Origin of the sequence: Aquimarina penaris, from assembly GCF_040786285.1 — a bacterium.
Lineage (GTDB): Bacteria > Bacteroidota > Bacteroidia > Flavobacteriales > Flavobacteriaceae > Aquimarina.
Genome location: NZ_JBFMKQ010000001.1, coordinates 914,353 through 931,309, shown reverse-complemented (window position 1 = coordinate 931,309; position 16,957 = coordinate 914,353). Strand labels below are relative to the sequence as shown.

8 protein-coding genes are annotated in these 16,957 nt (G+C 35.1%); 5 read left to right on the top strand and 3 right to left on the bottom strand.

The window, feature by feature from the left end:
* The first annotated feature begins 127 nt into the window (after nt 1-127).
* The 5 genes from ABW637_RS03660 to ABW637_RS03640 all read left to right on the top strand — a co-directional run bounded on the left by ABW637_RS03660 (nt 128) and on the right by ABW637_RS03640 (nt 9,656).
* A complete protein-coding gene (locus tag ABW637_RS03660) occupies nt 128-4,033 on the top strand; it encodes an RHS repeat domain-containing protein (RefSeq protein WP_367583276.1) in 3,906 nt (1,301 codons plus the stop codon).
* A gap of 47 nt (nt 4,034-4,080) precedes the next feature.
* Nucleotides 4,081-8,199: a DUF6443 domain-containing protein gene (locus ABW637_RS03655; protein WP_367583275.1), complete on the top strand. Its 4,119-nt coding sequence runs from the start codon at nt 4,081-4,083 to the stop codon at nt 8,197-8,199.
* A gap of 1 nt (nt 8,200) precedes the next feature.
* Nucleotides 8,201-8,584, top strand: a complete 384-nt coding sequence (locus tag ABW637_RS03650; RefSeq protein WP_367583274.1) for a hypothetical protein — start codon at nt 8,201-8,203, stop codon at nt 8,582-8,584.
* 134 nt (nt 8,585-8,718) lie between these two features.
* Nucleotides 8,719-8,982 carry a hypothetical protein gene (locus tag ABW637_RS03645; protein WP_367583273.1) on the top strand — a complete coding sequence of 88 codons (264 nt, stop codon included), beginning with the start codon at nt 8,719-8,721 and terminating at the stop codon, nt 8,980-8,982.
* A gap of 188 nt (nt 8,983-9,170) precedes the next feature.
* Nucleotides 9,171-9,656 carry a hypothetical protein gene (locus tag ABW637_RS03640; protein ID WP_367583272.1) on the top strand — a complete coding sequence of 162 codons (486 nt, stop codon included), beginning with the start codon at nt 9,171-9,173 and terminating at the stop codon, nt 9,654-9,656.
* 126 nt (nt 9,657-9,782) lie between these two features.
* On the opposite strand, the gene ABW637_RS03635 is transcribed toward ABW637_RS03640, so the two are convergent.
* The 3 genes from ABW637_RS03635 to ABW637_RS03625 form a co-directional block, all read right to left on the bottom strand.
* A complete protein-coding gene (locus ABW637_RS03635) occupies nt 9,783-11,054 on the bottom strand; it encodes a hypothetical protein (protein WP_367583271.1) in 1,272 nt (423 codons plus the stop codon).
* Between the two features lie 13 nt (nt 11,055-11,067).
* Nucleotides 11,068-12,300 (bottom strand): site-specific integrase, encoded by a 1,233-nt coding sequence (locus ABW637_RS03630; protein WP_367583270.1) that lies wholly within the window; start codon nt 12,298-12,300, stop codon nt 11,068-11,070.
* 290 nt (nt 12,301-12,590) lie between these two features.
* Nucleotides 12,591-16,640: a hybrid sensor histidine kinase/response regulator transcription factor gene (locus tag ABW637_RS03625; protein WP_367583269.1), complete on the bottom strand. Its 4,050-nt coding sequence runs from the start codon at nt 16,638-16,640 to the stop codon at nt 12,591-12,593.
* Between the last annotated feature and the right edge of the window lie 317 nt (nt 16,641-16,957).

Here is a 16,957-nt window from a genome sequence, read left to right as displayed (position 1 = left end):
TGATCCGATTTACAAAACGTCATAACGAAAAGTTGAAAACACAGGGGGTTTTTCCCCCCATGCGTTTTAAAAATTAGCATTAGTTTTGCCGCTTTGTTTTAAAGAAACCTCAAAATAAATCACATATATGAACCATTCAGTATTACGCTATGTATATCTAGTACTTAGCTTTCTATTCATTCAAACTACCATCGCCCAATCGGGTTTTTACGGAGGCTACGGCACTGCCATAACGGCTGCTCCCACAGCTGCCAAAGCTACTAAAGCCAGTGGTGCCAGTGTAGATCTTACCACTGGTGCTGTACAACATGCAGTACCGATCTATACCATCAAACAAAATGGAGTAAGCTGGCCTGTAGGTCTTCAATACCGTTATACCGGTCTAAAGGTGATGGAAGAACCTTCACCTATTGGACTAGGTTGGAGTATGATCGCTACCGGGATGATCTCTCGTGAGGTACGAGGATTGCCCGATGACCATCCTAAAGGATACCATGGGGCAGAACGACTAAAAGATAGTATACTGGATCCCTATTATCATTTTGATCCTAACAATAGCCCGGGTACTGGTGGTAAACAAGTCATGAAAGAGCATCACGCGTACTTATTAGCCAATGGTATGGTAGATGGTGAACCAGATCTTTTTAAAGTAAATGCCGGAGCCTTAAATTTCTCGTTTAAGATCGGGATTAATGGGCAACCCGTACTCTTATCCCACCATAATGTACAGGTCAACTTTGGTTGGGATCAAATCGAAGTGATCGATGCCGAAGGGGTGAAATACATTTTTGCTGCCAAAGAGATCTTTGATCCGTATGAACCTACTATGCTCTTCCTTCCTTTAGGGGGAGTAAATCCTGTAGCAAATGCAGATTATAAAACCTACCCACGTAGTTGGTACTTAACCAATATACAACCCGCCAACACTACCCAGCAGATTACTTTTGAGTACCAAAACCAAACCGATAGGGTTAAGGCTTTTGTCTCTAAAGCCTATTCGCTTAAATCAAGAGCATCTGAGTTTTTGTTTGATCAGGATTTTGAAGGAGATGATCCTAAGACAGATCCTTATATCTATCCTCATATACGTATGGATGTGGATATTACCACACCGATACTCACCAAAATCAACTTTGCCGAAGGGTCTTTAAATTTTACCATTAAACCCGGTACTTCAGGAGCATATCAACAATATAATCGTATTACACTTACCGATTTTCATAACAATACGATTAACAAATACGATTTGTTCACGCAGCGATCAAGACGTTTACTTACCGAGATCAAAAAGAATGATCAGTTAGAGGTTCGGTTTGACTATTATGATCAGAATGATCCATATGACATTCCTGATTTTGATTTTGATAAAGAAGAAATTACTTCGGGGATGGATAAATGGGGATATTATGCAGGAAGACAATTATTTTCGAATGAAAGTGATCCCGTAATAGTTGACAATCCAATTTTTAGAGGAACCGTGCAAGGTGCTTTAAAAACCATTACGGGTAAAGGTGGAGGACAAACTCAAATTGAATATGAATTGAATTCGTATTATGAAGGATATGGAGGTATTCGGGTGCATAGCATTGAAAATTGTGGAGGAGTCACTAGTGCATGTACCAAAAAAGAGTATGACTATAGCAAAGATGAGCTAGGCTCTAGTGCCCAAATCAATTCAGTGGTTCGCAATGCAAACAGTGGAGATTATGTGGGCCCTGCCAAACCTATTTATTATGCACAGGTGAGTGAGCGAATCGTATCCTCAGATCCTACTAAAGAGATCCACAACGGACGAACGGTCTATACCTTTGAAGCTCCAGAGGTGTTTGAGAATATCGAGGACTTTAGCGATTCGGTGGGCCATAATGCGATCCCAAAAGGAGAAGTAGAAGGTGATATCCGAATCAAATCAGTCCGCACCTATAAACATATCGATGGTAATCCACAACCCACAGAACAATTGCTTACCGAACAGCGCTATGAGTATGTACCGGTGCAGATGGATAGAGATGCATTCGGACATTCATTAGATCCTAATTATCCCTATGGGCTTAGAGTACGTTCTGGTACAGGGATTAAAAGCGATATGCCATTGAATGAATATTTTCAAAGACGACTCGATGAAGGTTCAATACCCTACCTTGGGCTTCCTTATTTAATGTATGATTTCCGAGAGTATTACCTTAACCGTACTCAATCAGAGTATCAGGAATATACCGTAGAATTGATTCGTAGAAGTGGAGTGCTGGAGGGAACTTATTTACACCGAGTTTTAACAGAATTTACCAAAGGCGTAGGTACGTTTGCAGATGATGAAAATAAACGGTACTACATACAAACCTATAAAGAAACTAATATACAACCGCTACAAAAGCGAGTGATCAGCCGAACCTACTCGGATATCGATCCTACGCAATATTCAGAAAGTACTACAGAATATCTGTATGATGATTATCACCAAATGATCGGACAAACCCAAACTAATTCTAAAGGGGAAATACAGAAATCGAACTATTACTATCCGTATCATCCCGATATTAATGATACCCAATTGGTAAGTGCACATCGTATGGCCTCGCCAGTAAAGACGGAAACCTTTATCGGGCCTAAAAAACAAGCGACGGCCGTGGTGAATTTTAATACAACAGACACAGGATATTATTTACCATCAGTGATACAAGGTGCTAAAGAAGGTGCCCCACTCAAGGACCAAACCATATATCACCAGTATGATGCCAAAGGAAATCCATTAGAAGTCTCCCAAGGTAAAGGCCCACACACGGTCTATATCTGGGGCTATAACGATCTATACCCGATTGCTAAGATCGGTAATGCCACCTATGACCAGGTATCGGGATATGTTGCCGACCTTAAAGCAAAATCCAATGCTGATACCGATCGTACTTTAGAGTATACCGGGACAGAAGGTGCCCTGCGACAAGCCTTGGATGCCTTGCGCGATGCCTTGCCTAATGCCATTATAACCACCTATACCTATGATCCGCTGATTGGGCTCACCAGTACAACCGATCCTAGGGGGTACACGACCTATACCGAATATGATGGGTTGTATCGTTTACTACATACACGAGACGCCGAGCATAATATTATTAACAAATATTATTATAACGATAGCGGGATACAATATGATCCTATAGTTTCTAGTATCACATCAGATAAAAACTGGATGTATACCAATACCAGTATGCAAATACAGTCTACTTCTACTGGAGGATCAGGGCGTTATGCATATCAATGGGAGGTTGCCAAACCTGGTAGTGCCACACAGTATTTTACTACCAAGGATATTACCCTGAGTGCAGGAAGTGCAGAAGGTATGGCTACTGTAAAATTTACGGTAACCGATATCATTACCAGTAAAACCAAGGTGGTGAACAAGTCGATTAGTATTTATCCACCGCTTTCGGGATCGGCTGGTCAAATTTCAAGACCTGCGAATCTTGCGGTTAAGAATACGGCTTCGTTTAACATCACCCCAAGTGGTGGCTCAGGAAGCTTTACCTATAGTTGGACCATTAGTGGGCGTGCGGCTACTTATACCAGTAGTCAAAAATCGTTTGGTCTCTATATGAATTACAACTATTACGGTAATGTAAACATACAATGTGTGGTACGGGATACTAAGACTGGTGATGCTAAAACGATCTCTACAACAATGAATGTACATGATAGTTTTTGGACAGCTTCTATTGCCACCAGGCGCCATAGCTCACCAAGCGGAACCAAAAAATTAGAACTATTGGCCAAAGCAGGAGGTGGCTCCGGTAGTTATAACTATAAATGGTATGTCAACGGAAGTTATAAAGGAAACTCGTCTAGCTTGTTTACTACGCTGAGATGTAGCGGTCCGAGATCGGAAACTGTAAAATGTATTATCACCGATAACATCACTGGCAATAATCCCTCTACGACCAGAACTTTTAGTATAGGAGACTCAGAATGTAGTAGCTCTGGCGGAGGTGGCGGCAATGGAGGTGGAATCGGGATTTCACAACCTGATAACAACCAATAACCTAAGCCTACAAAGAGATGAAACAAAGACATAAAACATATACCTTGATGAATACCATAATCAAAAACACACTATATATCATAGGGCTGCTGTTTACGATAAGCACTACCTATGCCCAGGGATTAGTCCCGTCTGAGGATCAAAACTATGTCATGGCAGTACAGGCACAAGCGCCTTTTACTACGGCCAATGCCTTAGAGACGGCACCCGAAGATCAAAAAATACAAACCATCACCTATTACGATGGATTGGGTAGACCCATACAGCAAAATGCCATCAATGCCTCGACAGGTAATAAGGATATCATTTCTCATATCGAGTATGACGGCTTGGGTAGACAAACCAAACAGTATTTACCTTTTGAAGCTACAGGAGTACCCGGTAGCTATAGAACTGTAGATATTCATCAGGATATCAACGCCTATTACCAAAACAAGTATCCCGATGATTTTGCTGGAGTACCGGTAGAAGAGGTGAACGCTTATAGCGAGACCATTCTGGAAGCCTCTCCGCTTAATCGGGTAGAAGAACAAGCGGCACCGGGTAGGGCTTGGGAATATAAACGCCATAGAGACCCAGTATATGCCAGTTTTCCAACAGACATGGTCTATACTAAGGCTTGGCCGGCTACAGAGTTTTTTAATATCCCAGGGCCAGTGTCAACCACAGGGCTAATTGATTTAGAGGATCATGTTGGAGTTACGGTAAACAATGCAGAACTTAAGTTATGGATGTGGGCCAAACCTGAACTAGGGTTCGAGGCATTGCCGATAGGGAAGCTTAGAAAACTGGATATCTACCCTGAAATCGAATTTGCAGATTTAGGACAGTTGACCGATGTAAACGATATCCTTGTCGATTACAAAGTGAGTATCGAAAACAATTATCTTACCGTTACACCAATAAGTGGTACTCCAAGACCTTTAACGAATGGAGTAAAGATCAGAAGTACTTATGACCTTAGTCATATACAATATATCAAAGAGTATAACGAATATGTGACCAACGAACATACCGTAAAATCAGCATATGGTCTTAACAAAGCCGCTGAAGTATTACGTTTTGATGTGGTGATGACGGGTGGTGTTCCTACATTGGTATCTAATGGTACTTATGCAGCAGGACAGCTAAGCAAAAGTATCGTTAAAAACGAAAACTGGACCGCTACCGATGGCAAGAACAAAACCGCAGAGAGCTTTACTGATAAAAATGGTAGAGTAGTTTTAACTAGAAGTTACAATAGTTCCTCCCCCTCTTCAGGGGGAGGTGCCGCAGGCGGAGGGGGTATAGACACCTATAATGTCTACGACGACTACGGCAATCTTACTTTTGTGATCCCAACGAAGGTAAATACTACCGATGGGATCTCTGCCGAAGAACTTAGCGAACTCATCTACCAATACCGATATGATGAGCGTAACCGCTTGATCGAAAAGAAAGACCCAGGCAAAGGGCGGGAGTATATCGTGTATAACGAGCTTGACCAACCCGTATTGACCCAAGATGAGATCATGAATGCAAAGGGCCAATGGTTGTTTACGAAGTATGATGGCTTAGGTAGAGGTGCTTATAGCGGGATGTATACCGATACTAGCGAAAGAATAGACTTGCAGCAGAAAGTGGATACATTGACTACTCCTCTATGGGAGCAACGAGGTGCTGCAACCGATATAGCGGGAACTATAGTGTACTATACGAATACAGCATTCCCAACCGCTAATATCGAGCTGCATAGCATTAGTTATTATGATGATTATAACTTTGATATCCCAACCGAGCTTGCTAATCCGGGCACAGTCTATGGTGAACCTATAACTAACCGTACTAAAACTTTACCCACCGGGGACAAAATACGCGTGCTAGACACTAATGATTGGACCACTACGGTTACCTATTATGATAAAAAAGCACGACCGGTATATGCAGCCAGCAAAAATGAGTATCTTAGTACTCTAGATATTGCAAAAACTCAATTAGACTTTGCAGGCAAAGTGATCCAAAGTACTAGCACTCATACCAAAGGCAATAATATGACCATAGTAACCATCGATAGGTTTACCTATGATCATATGGGGAGAGTGCTCATGCAAACCCAAAAGATCAATGATCAAGCCGAAGAAGTAATCGCTAGTAACGAGTATGATAATCTTGGGCAATTGGTTGCCAAAAATGTTGGAGGTGGGTTACAACATGTAGATTACAAAACAAACATACGCGGTTGGTTAACCGCGATTAATGATGGCGATACCGCTAATGGGGATTTGTTTGGTTATAAAATTGACTACAATACCGTTGCAAACTCATTGTATAATGGAAATATCTCCAAAACTTCATGGAAATCTGCTAACGATAATGTAACCAGAAGTTATGCGTATAGTTATGATGCCCTCAACCGACTCACCAGTGCGATTAGTAATGACGGCAAGTACGACTTAAGCAGTATTACCTACGATACTATGGGTAATATCCAATCATTACGTAGAAAAGGACATATAGATGCTAATGCCACGACTTTTGGGGAGATGGATAAATTATCCTATACCTATGAGGCTACAGGGCATAAATTACTAAGTGTAACTGATGCTGGTAATACTACTTTTGGATTTAAAGATGGTAATACTGTAGGCAATGATTATGAATATAATGATAATGGTAGTATCACCGTAGATAAAAATAAAGGGATTATTGATATTACATATAATCACTTAGACCTGCCGGTAGAAATCGTTTTTGATAGCATTACGCCCAAAAAGATCAATTATATTTATGATGCTGCAGGAAGCAAACTAAAAAAGATCCTTAACGATAGCGGTACCATTACGACTACCGAATATGCTGCAGCACAGTATAAAAATGGGCAGCTAGAGTTTATGGGGCAACCTGAAGGGTATGTAGAACTTGTTGGTAGTACCTCGAGCGGAGCTGAAAGGTATCAATACATATACCAGTTTGCAGACCATTTAGGGAATATCAGACTCTCGTATTCTGATAAGAATAACGATGGTAGCATTACAACAGAGGAGATTATAGAAGAAAACAACTATTATCCTTTTGGGCTGCAACAAAAAAGACCCAATATCCCTGTCAATGGTAGATCACATGCATACCGATATAACAATACTGAATTAGAAGAAGGTTTAGGACTTGACTGGTATGAGATGCCGCTGAGATCGTTTGATCCGACGATTGCTCGTTGGAATCGTGTTGATCCCATAACTCACCATACACTATCTACCTATAATACCTTTGCTAACAATCCTATATACTATAATGATCCTAGTGGAGGAAGTCATAGTACTATAAAAGAAGGACGATGGATGAGTGCCAGAGAATACACTTTAGATAGTAGTGGTACTATAAGTTATAATTGGAATAGTGGTCAATATGAAGATGGTAATGGAAATGCTGTTGGTTTTGGAACTGCTTTAGCTTCTGTGGGAATCTCTATTGATACAAATAAAAATAGTGGATTATCTGGACTTGCTATGTTAAATAGTGCTTTATCAGAGTTTGGGCTTTCTGCTACAAGTGCTAGAAAAAGAAAAGTAACAATGGCAACCAGAGATATAGAAGATCTTGGTTTTCTAGCCGACTGCCCAAAATGCCCTAAAGTAAGTAATTATGATTTAGAAGGTTATTGGGAACTAGGGTGGACTAGGGTAACGACCACAGATGGTAATGGTAATTATAGACACTATTATAAAGATGGGTCTATTGAAGAAACTACCACTTCGGGTTGGCAAAAAGAGTTACAAGATGTAACTGGGCTACTTTTGATTAATTCTGTCGGAAATGTTTTTAAACTTTTTTCTAGGGCAGATGATGCTATAAATGTAACCAAAGGTGGTGTGAAATTTAGTAATTCAGCTAAAGCTGCAGCTAGTAGGTTAGGTTTTGATCCTTCTGATATTGCTATTGTAAATGGACAAGCCGATATACCTATAATTTGGAGTGAAAAATTCAATTCTGTAGATATTGATTTAGTAGCTAAAACTTTACGATCTGCTGGAGCTAATACCATAAGAGTAAATTCTGGACCAATTACAAATACAAACCTTCGGGTTTTCTTAAATAAATTATTTGTAGCTGGAAGAACTTATAAAGGATTTAGAATAATACGAACTAATAATTTAAACAATATGTTTATATTAGAAAAAGGTTTATAAGATGAGAATGCAAATATTGGAAGCCAGAATTAAGCGTAATAATTTTATTGGGTTAGCTGGTAAATTTTATAGAGATAATAAATCATCTTTTATTGAAAAGTTGAATAAAGGTGATAATAATGCTCTTATAGCAATAGAAAGAGAGGATGGCGTACATACCGCTTTAGGAAAGGAATATGTTTATTATTTAACCGAGCAAGGTGTTAAAGGTAAACTTTGTTATGATGATTTTTTAAAAATTTTAAGATCAAGAACATTAAATTCCGGTAAAAAAGGTTCATATGAGTTTATTAAAGTAAATGAACAAGATTCTATATGGGTAATTGATGCTCCAACTATGAATGCAATTTGGAATACGGCTATGTTAATACATGGTAGTAAGTAGCCGGCTTTTTTTGGAGCTGCAAAGGCTAACTTTCATGTGTATGTTGTAATAACCTGAAATTTCAGAAATAGCAATTTGGAATATATATATATTTGAATGTAGGTAATAATTAAATTATAGAACTTAAGTCAATTATGATGGAAATCAAGCATGCTATAATAGGATTTTTGGTAACATTAATTTCTTTATTTGGACTCTACAAGTTATCTTATGGATACCTCTATAAAAATGTACAATTAAAAGAAAATGTTGAAGTTTCATTAGGTCGTACACCTGATATTATTGATACAATTATTTTTTTCTTTTTGGTAGCTTTATGTTTAATCGGATTTATTTTGTTTATAATAAGTTTAATAAAAGCAATTAAAAACAATACTTCCCCCCCTGCTGGGTCCTAGTATGTGCTACTGCTAGTTTTCAACTAGTAGCGGTATGAGTAAATAAAAGAGAGAGCCAGTTACATTTATGTAGCTGGTTTTTTTATTATGCTAGTTTTTGTATTGCTACTTCTACAACTATTTTATAAAAAAGAATTAAACAAAAAAGAAATTTATACTGTATTTTATATATCATAAATCAATTAAAAATGGAATCAGTTAAACAAATGTTGGCAGATATATTTTCTATTATGCCACAAGTCATAGACTTCTACAAGAATGATGACAAATACAAAATACTATTAGAAATCTTAAATAAAAAAGACTATTGGAATAGTGATATCCCTTACCCCACTCTCAAAGAATTAGAAATTAAAACCGGTATGTCTACTTATAAATTAAGAAGGGAAATAAAAGAAATTTATGAAGGTCTTTTTCATTATGAAACTGGTTGTATATTTGATTTCCCGAATACAGAAATATTATTCTATGTTGAGTTTTTAAAAAAATCCACCCATTTTAGATGTAATAACCTAACTTATTTACCTAGAGTTGGTGAAAACATTTCATTATATTTCTTGAGAGCTAAACTTGAATTAAGTCATTTTTATGTAAACGACGTAGAGCATTCCTTTAAAAATAACAAGCATACCATTGATATTTGGCTCATTGGAGGAACTTCTAACTCTTGCTGACATTATAACTCGATAGCTCGTATTTGCAATCCGAGATGTATTAAATAGCACTATAACCACAATATTTTAAAAAATGTTGTGGTTATATCATATTTCACCTATTACACTCTAAATTTTACATTATTTCTATTTTAATTTAAATGAAATGGAGCGAGCGAACTCTGAAATAAGATCGATCCATTTATAATCCAATTTTCGGTCATATTTATAAAATTTTTGAAGAGTCCCTTTTGGGATTCCTAATTCTCTTTCTATGGCAGATAGGTTCAGAAAATGATAATTACTCATTATCCATCGTTCAATTTGATTTCTTTTGTCCTTATTTTCCCTTTTAGTGGTATCGCCTGTTTTACTTAAAATTTCCCAAGAATCTTTTAATACTTCCTGAAGATGATACATCTTAGCTAATTCATCCTCAGAAATATTCAGATGATGTTGTATTTTAAAACGATAGGCTTGGGAATGTATCCACTGTTTTTGAGGTTCTTTCAGTGAAATTCCTTGGGAAATCGTATTAATAACATCCAGATAATTTTGATCAAATATTGTTCGTGTTTTACCAATCCTCCAATCATAATTTAATTTTACTGTAGCGTCATCCAATTTTTTGATTTGCCATTTCGTTAATCTGGAAGTTGTAGTATGGCTTAGTTTTTTACGTTGCTCTAAAAACCACACACTATGAGCAGGAGTAAGTTTCCTCTTCTCTTGTAGAAGATTATAAATGGTATCTGTAACAGTTACAAACTTTAGTGCATTCCTACATTCAAGCCCTCTAAAATCATTAGTAATTTGGTCTAATAAGCTTGTGATTTCAGAAGATTTTTCTGGAATACGTTCAGACCGAGAATATCCTAAAGTCTCCATGAAAATTTGAATCGACCATTTCTGTTGATTAGTTAGTTTATGTCCTTCTTTTATATATCTTCTAATAGGTTGTATATAATCGATGAATTTGCGTGTTGTTTTGGATTGTTTCCAATCATAGCCTAAAAAAGGAATGAGACTATCTACCAATTGAATATTTTGTTTGGAAATGGCGGAAGGGTTTCTTTGATACTTTCTTTTTATCATTATAAGCCATTCATTATAGGTGTTAGGGATTGGCTTTTTCTCTGAAAGAAGCTGTTTAATTTTGAATACTTGATGACGCGTATATGCTGTAGAAGTTCTAGATTCATACCAAGGATATCCAAGCAAAGGAGTCAAAGCATCTAATTTTTTAAGGCTCTTATCCGATAATAATTTTGTGATATGTCGTTTATTATATCTATATCGCTGCTCACGAATCCATCCTAATTGTTTTTGGGTTAAGTCATGGTTATTCTCCAATACTCTTAGAACGGATTGAAGTTTTTTGTCAAAATTTGTTTGTCGCTTTGTTTTGTTTTGGGCCATATCCGAGTACATGTTATTTCAATAATTCAGACCAATCATCAATCTTATAATACCCTATTTCTCGTAAGTAATCTCTGGTAATTTTATTGTTTTTATGTAAGGTGATACTTCTTACAAAATCCAATGCTTTTTCTTCAAAGTTGGGTTCTTTCTTTTCCTTAAGCTCATTCACTTTTTCAACAAATAACTTTCCTATTGCCGCATGTCGAAAAGAGTATACTGTATAATCATTTGAAAACTTATACTTATCCTTTATTTTCTTTTTGAATAATTCCCCAAAATAGCTTCTCTTATAAATTGTTTGTATATTCCAAATACCAGGCTTTTCAAATCTGGTAAAGACGTCAAACTCTTCATCCACATTTTCAAGATCAAGTTTAGCATAAAACTCATTATAGAGGACATCTGGTATTTGTTTGTAATACTCTCCTGTTTTAGTATTAGATTCTATAAGGCGATCTTTTAGGTTTACATTTCTAACTTTAATTCGCATTACCTCAATAGGCCTGAACAAACCATGATATACATGAGAACAATAATAATATAACCATTTATCCTCTTTTTTTAAGTGTTCAAAAATAGTAGTGATCTCCTCCATAGTAAAGGCTTTGTTCTTTTTTGGAGTAGTTCTTTCTTTGCTAATGTTCTTTATAAAATTTCGTATAACAAGTTCATTATCTTCTAAAACAGTAAATAAAGCACTAAGAATAGTTTTGACATTATTTCTATTGCGAGCACTTGTTTTAGTAAGGATGCCATTCAAGAATTCAACCACATGTTTCTTTTCAATGTTTTTAATCTCTACAGATGCCAGTCCCTTCTTTTCAAGAAATTGGATAAAATGTGATGCTCGATTTTCATAATCTGCATAAGTGGTAGGGGAAATAATATTTTTTTTAATGGATAATGCAAATTCAATAGCTTCTTTTGCCGTGACTTTTTTGGAATGTTCTTTATCTTGATATGGAGAGTATCCTTGTTTTAAAAGTTCTAAAACATCATCTCGTAGTTCATTTAAAACAAGTAATCGCTCACGCTTAGTTTTATAATCTTTATTAATGTTATAGTATATAGGAGGTTGTCTTTTCATTTCTCCAGTATGCGGATTCCTGAAATTGTAGTACACATACCATCGTTTAGACAGGTCGTAATCCTTGCCTCCATGATAGATTTTTGGGTCTGTGTAGTTTTTCACTCTGTATTCGGTAGCGTATTCGCTACGCAATTTACCTAAAATTGATGCCATAAAAAAATCCTTCTTATAGTGCATCTTTGCTGGCTTTTTATCAAGTAACGAGAGGTGAAATCAGATAGTAACCTTCGGGGTAGTTACCCGGGGGTTGTTTTTTAATAATAATCTGCAATTCTTCTAAAAATCCTGATTGCTTTTTAATATCAGAGTACAGTCCTCACTACTTTTTGCAACCTAAAGCTTGTTTATACTAAATTTATCATCCTTTTAGGTTGTATATACGTCGAGCAGCTACAATAAAAAAGTACTTTATAATGGCTAAAAGTTTGTTTGTATTCTAGAGTTTATGTAGAATAAAATTTATGAGCATATTCGGTTGGAGTTCTATTAAAGTGCTTCTTAAAGTTTTTTGAAAAGTACTTTGGATCTTTAAAACCTACTTTATAACTTATTTCAGAAACACTCAACTCCCCTAGCTCTAAAAGTTCTGATGCTCTTTGCATTCTAATAGAATTAATAAACTCTTTTGGTGTTAAATTGGTCCATTCTTTTATTTTAACAAAGAGCATTGTTCTACTTAACCCAAGTTCTGTACTAAAATAAGGTATATCAAATGATGGATTATCAATATTATCTTCGATAATATTGATTGCTTTTTGCCTAAGATTCTCCTCTACAGAGCTAATAGTATCATTTTCTGATTTTGAATTCTCTTTTGAAAACTTATTCTTAAGTCTATTTGTGGCATTATAAAGGTTCTTTACTACCAATAAGAACTCTTTTACATTAAAAGGTTTTTCGATATAGGCATCGGCACCAGATTCTAATCCTTGGTGTTTATGCGGTAATGATGACTTGGAGGTAAGTAGAATGATAGGGATATGGCTTGTACGACTATCATTTTTTAGTTTTGAACAAAGAACTGTTCCTTCCATGATAGGCATAATTACATCACTCACAATCATATCGGGCAGGATTCTACGTGCCTTTTTTAATCCGTCTCTCCCATTGTTCGCTTGTATTACAGTATAATCTTTTTTCAGAAATTCTACTACAAAATCTCTAAACTCATCATTATCCTCTACAACGAGAATAGTCGGCTTATCTTCTTTTTTTGGTGCACTATCAAATTCAGTTCTTTCAAAACGTCCCAATTGATTAAGCTGGTCTTGATAAGAAAAAAGCTCTTCGTGTAGAGAATGTTCCTTAACAATTTCGCGATCATTTAAATGATCTCTACCAACTTTTAGCACTATGGTAAATTTAGTTCCTTCACCTTCTTTACTTTCTACCAAAATTTCACCTTTATGAAGCTCTATAGCCTTTTTTGCAATAAACAATCCAATCCCGCTTCCTTGGTTAAAATGCTTTTGATATTCTATTTCACTAGCAGTTTCATAATATTTTTCGAAGATTTTATCCATAAAATCAGAATCAATTCCCTTACCGTTATCAGATATTTCGATAAGTGCATTTTCATTTTTTTGATAAATCTCAACCTTTATTTTACCTCCTTTTGGTGTGTATTTAAATGCATTTGATAAGATATTAAAAAATACTTTCTCTAATTTATTTTGATCGAAATACACTTGTATTTCTTCTGTACTGTTTTCGAAAGAATAACAGTAGTTTCCAATATTAGCATACTCTTTAAAAGAATAGAATACTTCTTTTAAAAAGGGAACTAGATTTTCTTTTTTGGCTTGTAGCTTATAATGTTTGTTTTCAAATGTTCTAAAATCCAATAACTGATTGGTAAGCTTTAGTAATTGACTGGCATTACGCTCTATAATAAGTAAACTTTTATACATTTCTCTATTTCCAGAGTAGTTTTCAATTAGTTGTTGAAGTGGAGCAAGTATAAGCGTTAATGGAGTTCTAAAATCATGTGAGATGTTTGTGAAAAAATCCAGTTTTGATTTATTTATTTCTTCCTGTTTATTTTTTGCTATACGCTCGGATTTTAGTTTTCCTGCAAGGACAATTTTTGCTTTTATGTTTGCAAATATCTGGTATAGTATTAATGAAATGATCAAAAAATAAATAAGAAAAGCAAGAGGTGTTTTCCATAGTGCGGCTTTTACTACTATAGTAAGTGTTGTTGGTTTTTCGCTCCATGCTTCACTATTATTGGCGTTTTTTACTTCAAATGTATATGAACCTGGTTTTTGTATGGTATAACTCGCTTCATGGTTTTTGGTAAATTTCCAATCATTATTTAATCCAACTAATCGATAGGCGTATCGATTATTAGTACCGTTTATATAATTAGGGATTGCAAAATTCAAAGAGAATGTGGATTCATTGTGTTTTAGTACAATTTTATCCATAAACGAGATACTTTTGTCAAGATTTTCGCCATTAATTTTTAATCCTGTCAAAATAACATTAGACTCGTAATCGCTTTTTTGAAGTTCTAAAGGATTAAAAAAAGAAACTCCTTTTACCCCTCCAAAATATAGATTTGCATTACGCCCTTTTAAATAAGAATTATTGATAAACTCATTTCCTAAAAATCCTTCGGTTTGATTGTAGATGATCGATTTTTCGGTTTTAGGGTTATATCTCACCATCCCCAGGTTACTACTTATCCATACATTATTTTGGTTATCTTCGACAATGCTATAGGCAGTGATAAGATTTGTGTTTAGCAGGTTTAGGTTGACCTGTTCAAAAATGCTATTATTTAGTTTAAGAATTCCGCGCTCTTTGGTGCCAACAAAAATCTGATCTTTACTGTCTTGATAAATGCATATGATATTTTGTCCGTATGCCTTTTCATTTTCGAAAAGAAATCTTTCCACAATAGGATATTCGGCATTGATTTGTTCGGTTGTAACCTTATTTAGTCCCTTGTCGGTACCAATCCATAGATTATAATTGCTATCTGTAAAAATACATCGAACCCTATTATTACTTAAAGAGTTATTGTCAGAAGCACGATGCCTAATAAAATTAATTTTTTTTGACAAAAGATTGTATACTATTACCCCTTTGCCAAAAGTTCCTATGATAAGATTATTATCGATTTTTGTAATAGAATATACCCCAAGATCGAGTAATAAAGTATTTAATTTTTTATGAGCAGATGAATCGAAAGATTTAGTAGTAATATTGAAACATTTGATACCATTTTTTAGAGTTCCAACCCATAAGTCTTGCCCATCTAATAATAAAGATTTGACATTGGTGTCTGATAATTTAGTATTTAACGCTTCCGTTAATTCATGACAGGTTTTACCATTATTATGAACAACGGTAACTCCATTACCTTCTGTTCCAATATAAAGTGTTCCTTTTACATCTTCAACTAACGAACTTACCACTCCTAATTGATATGCTTGATCTCCTTTGGTTTTATATAATGTGTGGAAATTATTATTGTAAATGTCCCACAAATTTACACCTCCATAATACGTGCCGATCCATACCGATCCATTATCATCTGTGAAGATTTCTTTAATACTGTTTTTACTTAAACTTTTTGGGTTACCAGGTTGATGGACTATCTTAATTATTCTATCATCTTTCTTTTTTATGTAAAGCCCGTTATAGGTTCCTATCCATAAATTGGTATTGTGATCATATTCTAATCTTCGTATATCAGAACTAAGAATTGTGGTATTATCATTATATTTCTTTATCCTTTTATTCTTTTTATTAAAAAGAAGAAGGCCTTGATGCTTTGTTCCAATCCATAAATTACCTTTTAGATCTTCATTAATCGCTTGTACAAATAATGTAGAAGAAGTTGTAATATTTTCAAATTTCAAGTTAAAAATATCTTTACCAATAACTTTATGAATCCCCATAGACGTACCTATCCAGATAACCTCATTTTCATCTTGAAAAATTTCAATGATAAAATTAGTAGTTAATCCAATTGGATCGATGTCATTTTTTCTATACCCTATTAATTTTTCTTTCTGTTGATCATAAATAAATAACCCTTCAGAAGTAGCAAACCATATTGTTTTGTCTTTCATTTGCCTTATTCTGCGAACAGAACGATGCGATATAGTGCTTTTTTCTGAAGAGTGTAAATATCTTTTAAAACTTTCTGTTCTGGGATCAAAACGATTTAAACCATTATGCGTCCCTACCCAAACAAAACCTTCGCTATCTTCTTGTATTGATAAAATATCATTGTTACTTAAAGAAGTAGAGTCTGTCGAGATATTTCGGTAGACTATGATTTCTTCACCATCATACTTATTAAGTCCGTCACGAGTACCAATCCACATTTGACCAAACTGATCTTGTTCTATGGCTACCGTAGTACTTTGTGATAATCCTTCGGAGACTGAGAAATGAATAAAATTATTGAAATTAGATTCTTGAGCAAAAGCAAAAAGATGTATCAAAAATACAAATAGTGTTATTGCTCTTTTCATATTTGGGGTGCAGGTATGATTAGTTAATTATAAATATAACGCTAATTTGACAGATTATTATGACATCATGAAGTATGATTATCTCATTTTTTGTTTAAAAATGGATATAATCAAATAAACAAAAGTGTTAAAAAACATTAATTAAACTATTTGATATTCAAATACTTGAACAAAAACACTCCATGAATCGGACTTTTATAACCTCTTTAATCCTTAACATTGTTTCGAAAATTAATTACAGCTACCCCTTGTAATTAACTTTTAAATTGATAGTATAATCAGAACAGTTGGGAGAAATAAGTAATAACGTAAAAACA

Coding starts and splice junctions, on each gene's coding strand:
- ABW637_RS03660 (WP_367583276.1), top strand. CDS start 128: ATGAACCATTCAGTATTACGCTATGTATATCTAGTACTTAGCTTTCTA.
- ABW637_RS03655 (WP_367583275.1), top strand. CDS start 4,081: ATGAATACCATAATCAAAAACACACTATATATCATAGGGCTGCTGTTT.
- ABW637_RS03650 (WP_367583274.1), top strand. CDS start 8,201: ATGAGAATGCAAATATTGGAAGCCAGAATTAAGCGTAATAATTTTATT.
- ABW637_RS03645 (WP_367583273.1), top strand. CDS start 8,719: ATGATGGAAATCAAGCATGCTATAATAGGATTTTTGGTAACATTAATT.
- ABW637_RS03640 (WP_367583272.1), top strand. CDS start 9,171: ATGGAATCAGTTAAACAAATGTTGGCAGATATATTTTCTATTATGCCA.
- ABW637_RS03635 (WP_367583271.1), bottom strand. CDS start 11,054: ATGGCCCAAAACAAAACAAAGCGACAAACAAATTTTGACAAAAAACTT.
- ABW637_RS03630 (WP_367583270.1), bottom strand. CDS start 12,300: ATGGCATCAATTTTAGGTAAATTGCGTAGCGAATACGCTACCGAATAC.
- ABW637_RS03625 (WP_367583269.1), bottom strand. CDS start 16,640: ATGAAAAGAGCAATAACACTATTTGTATTTTTGATACATCTTTTTGCT.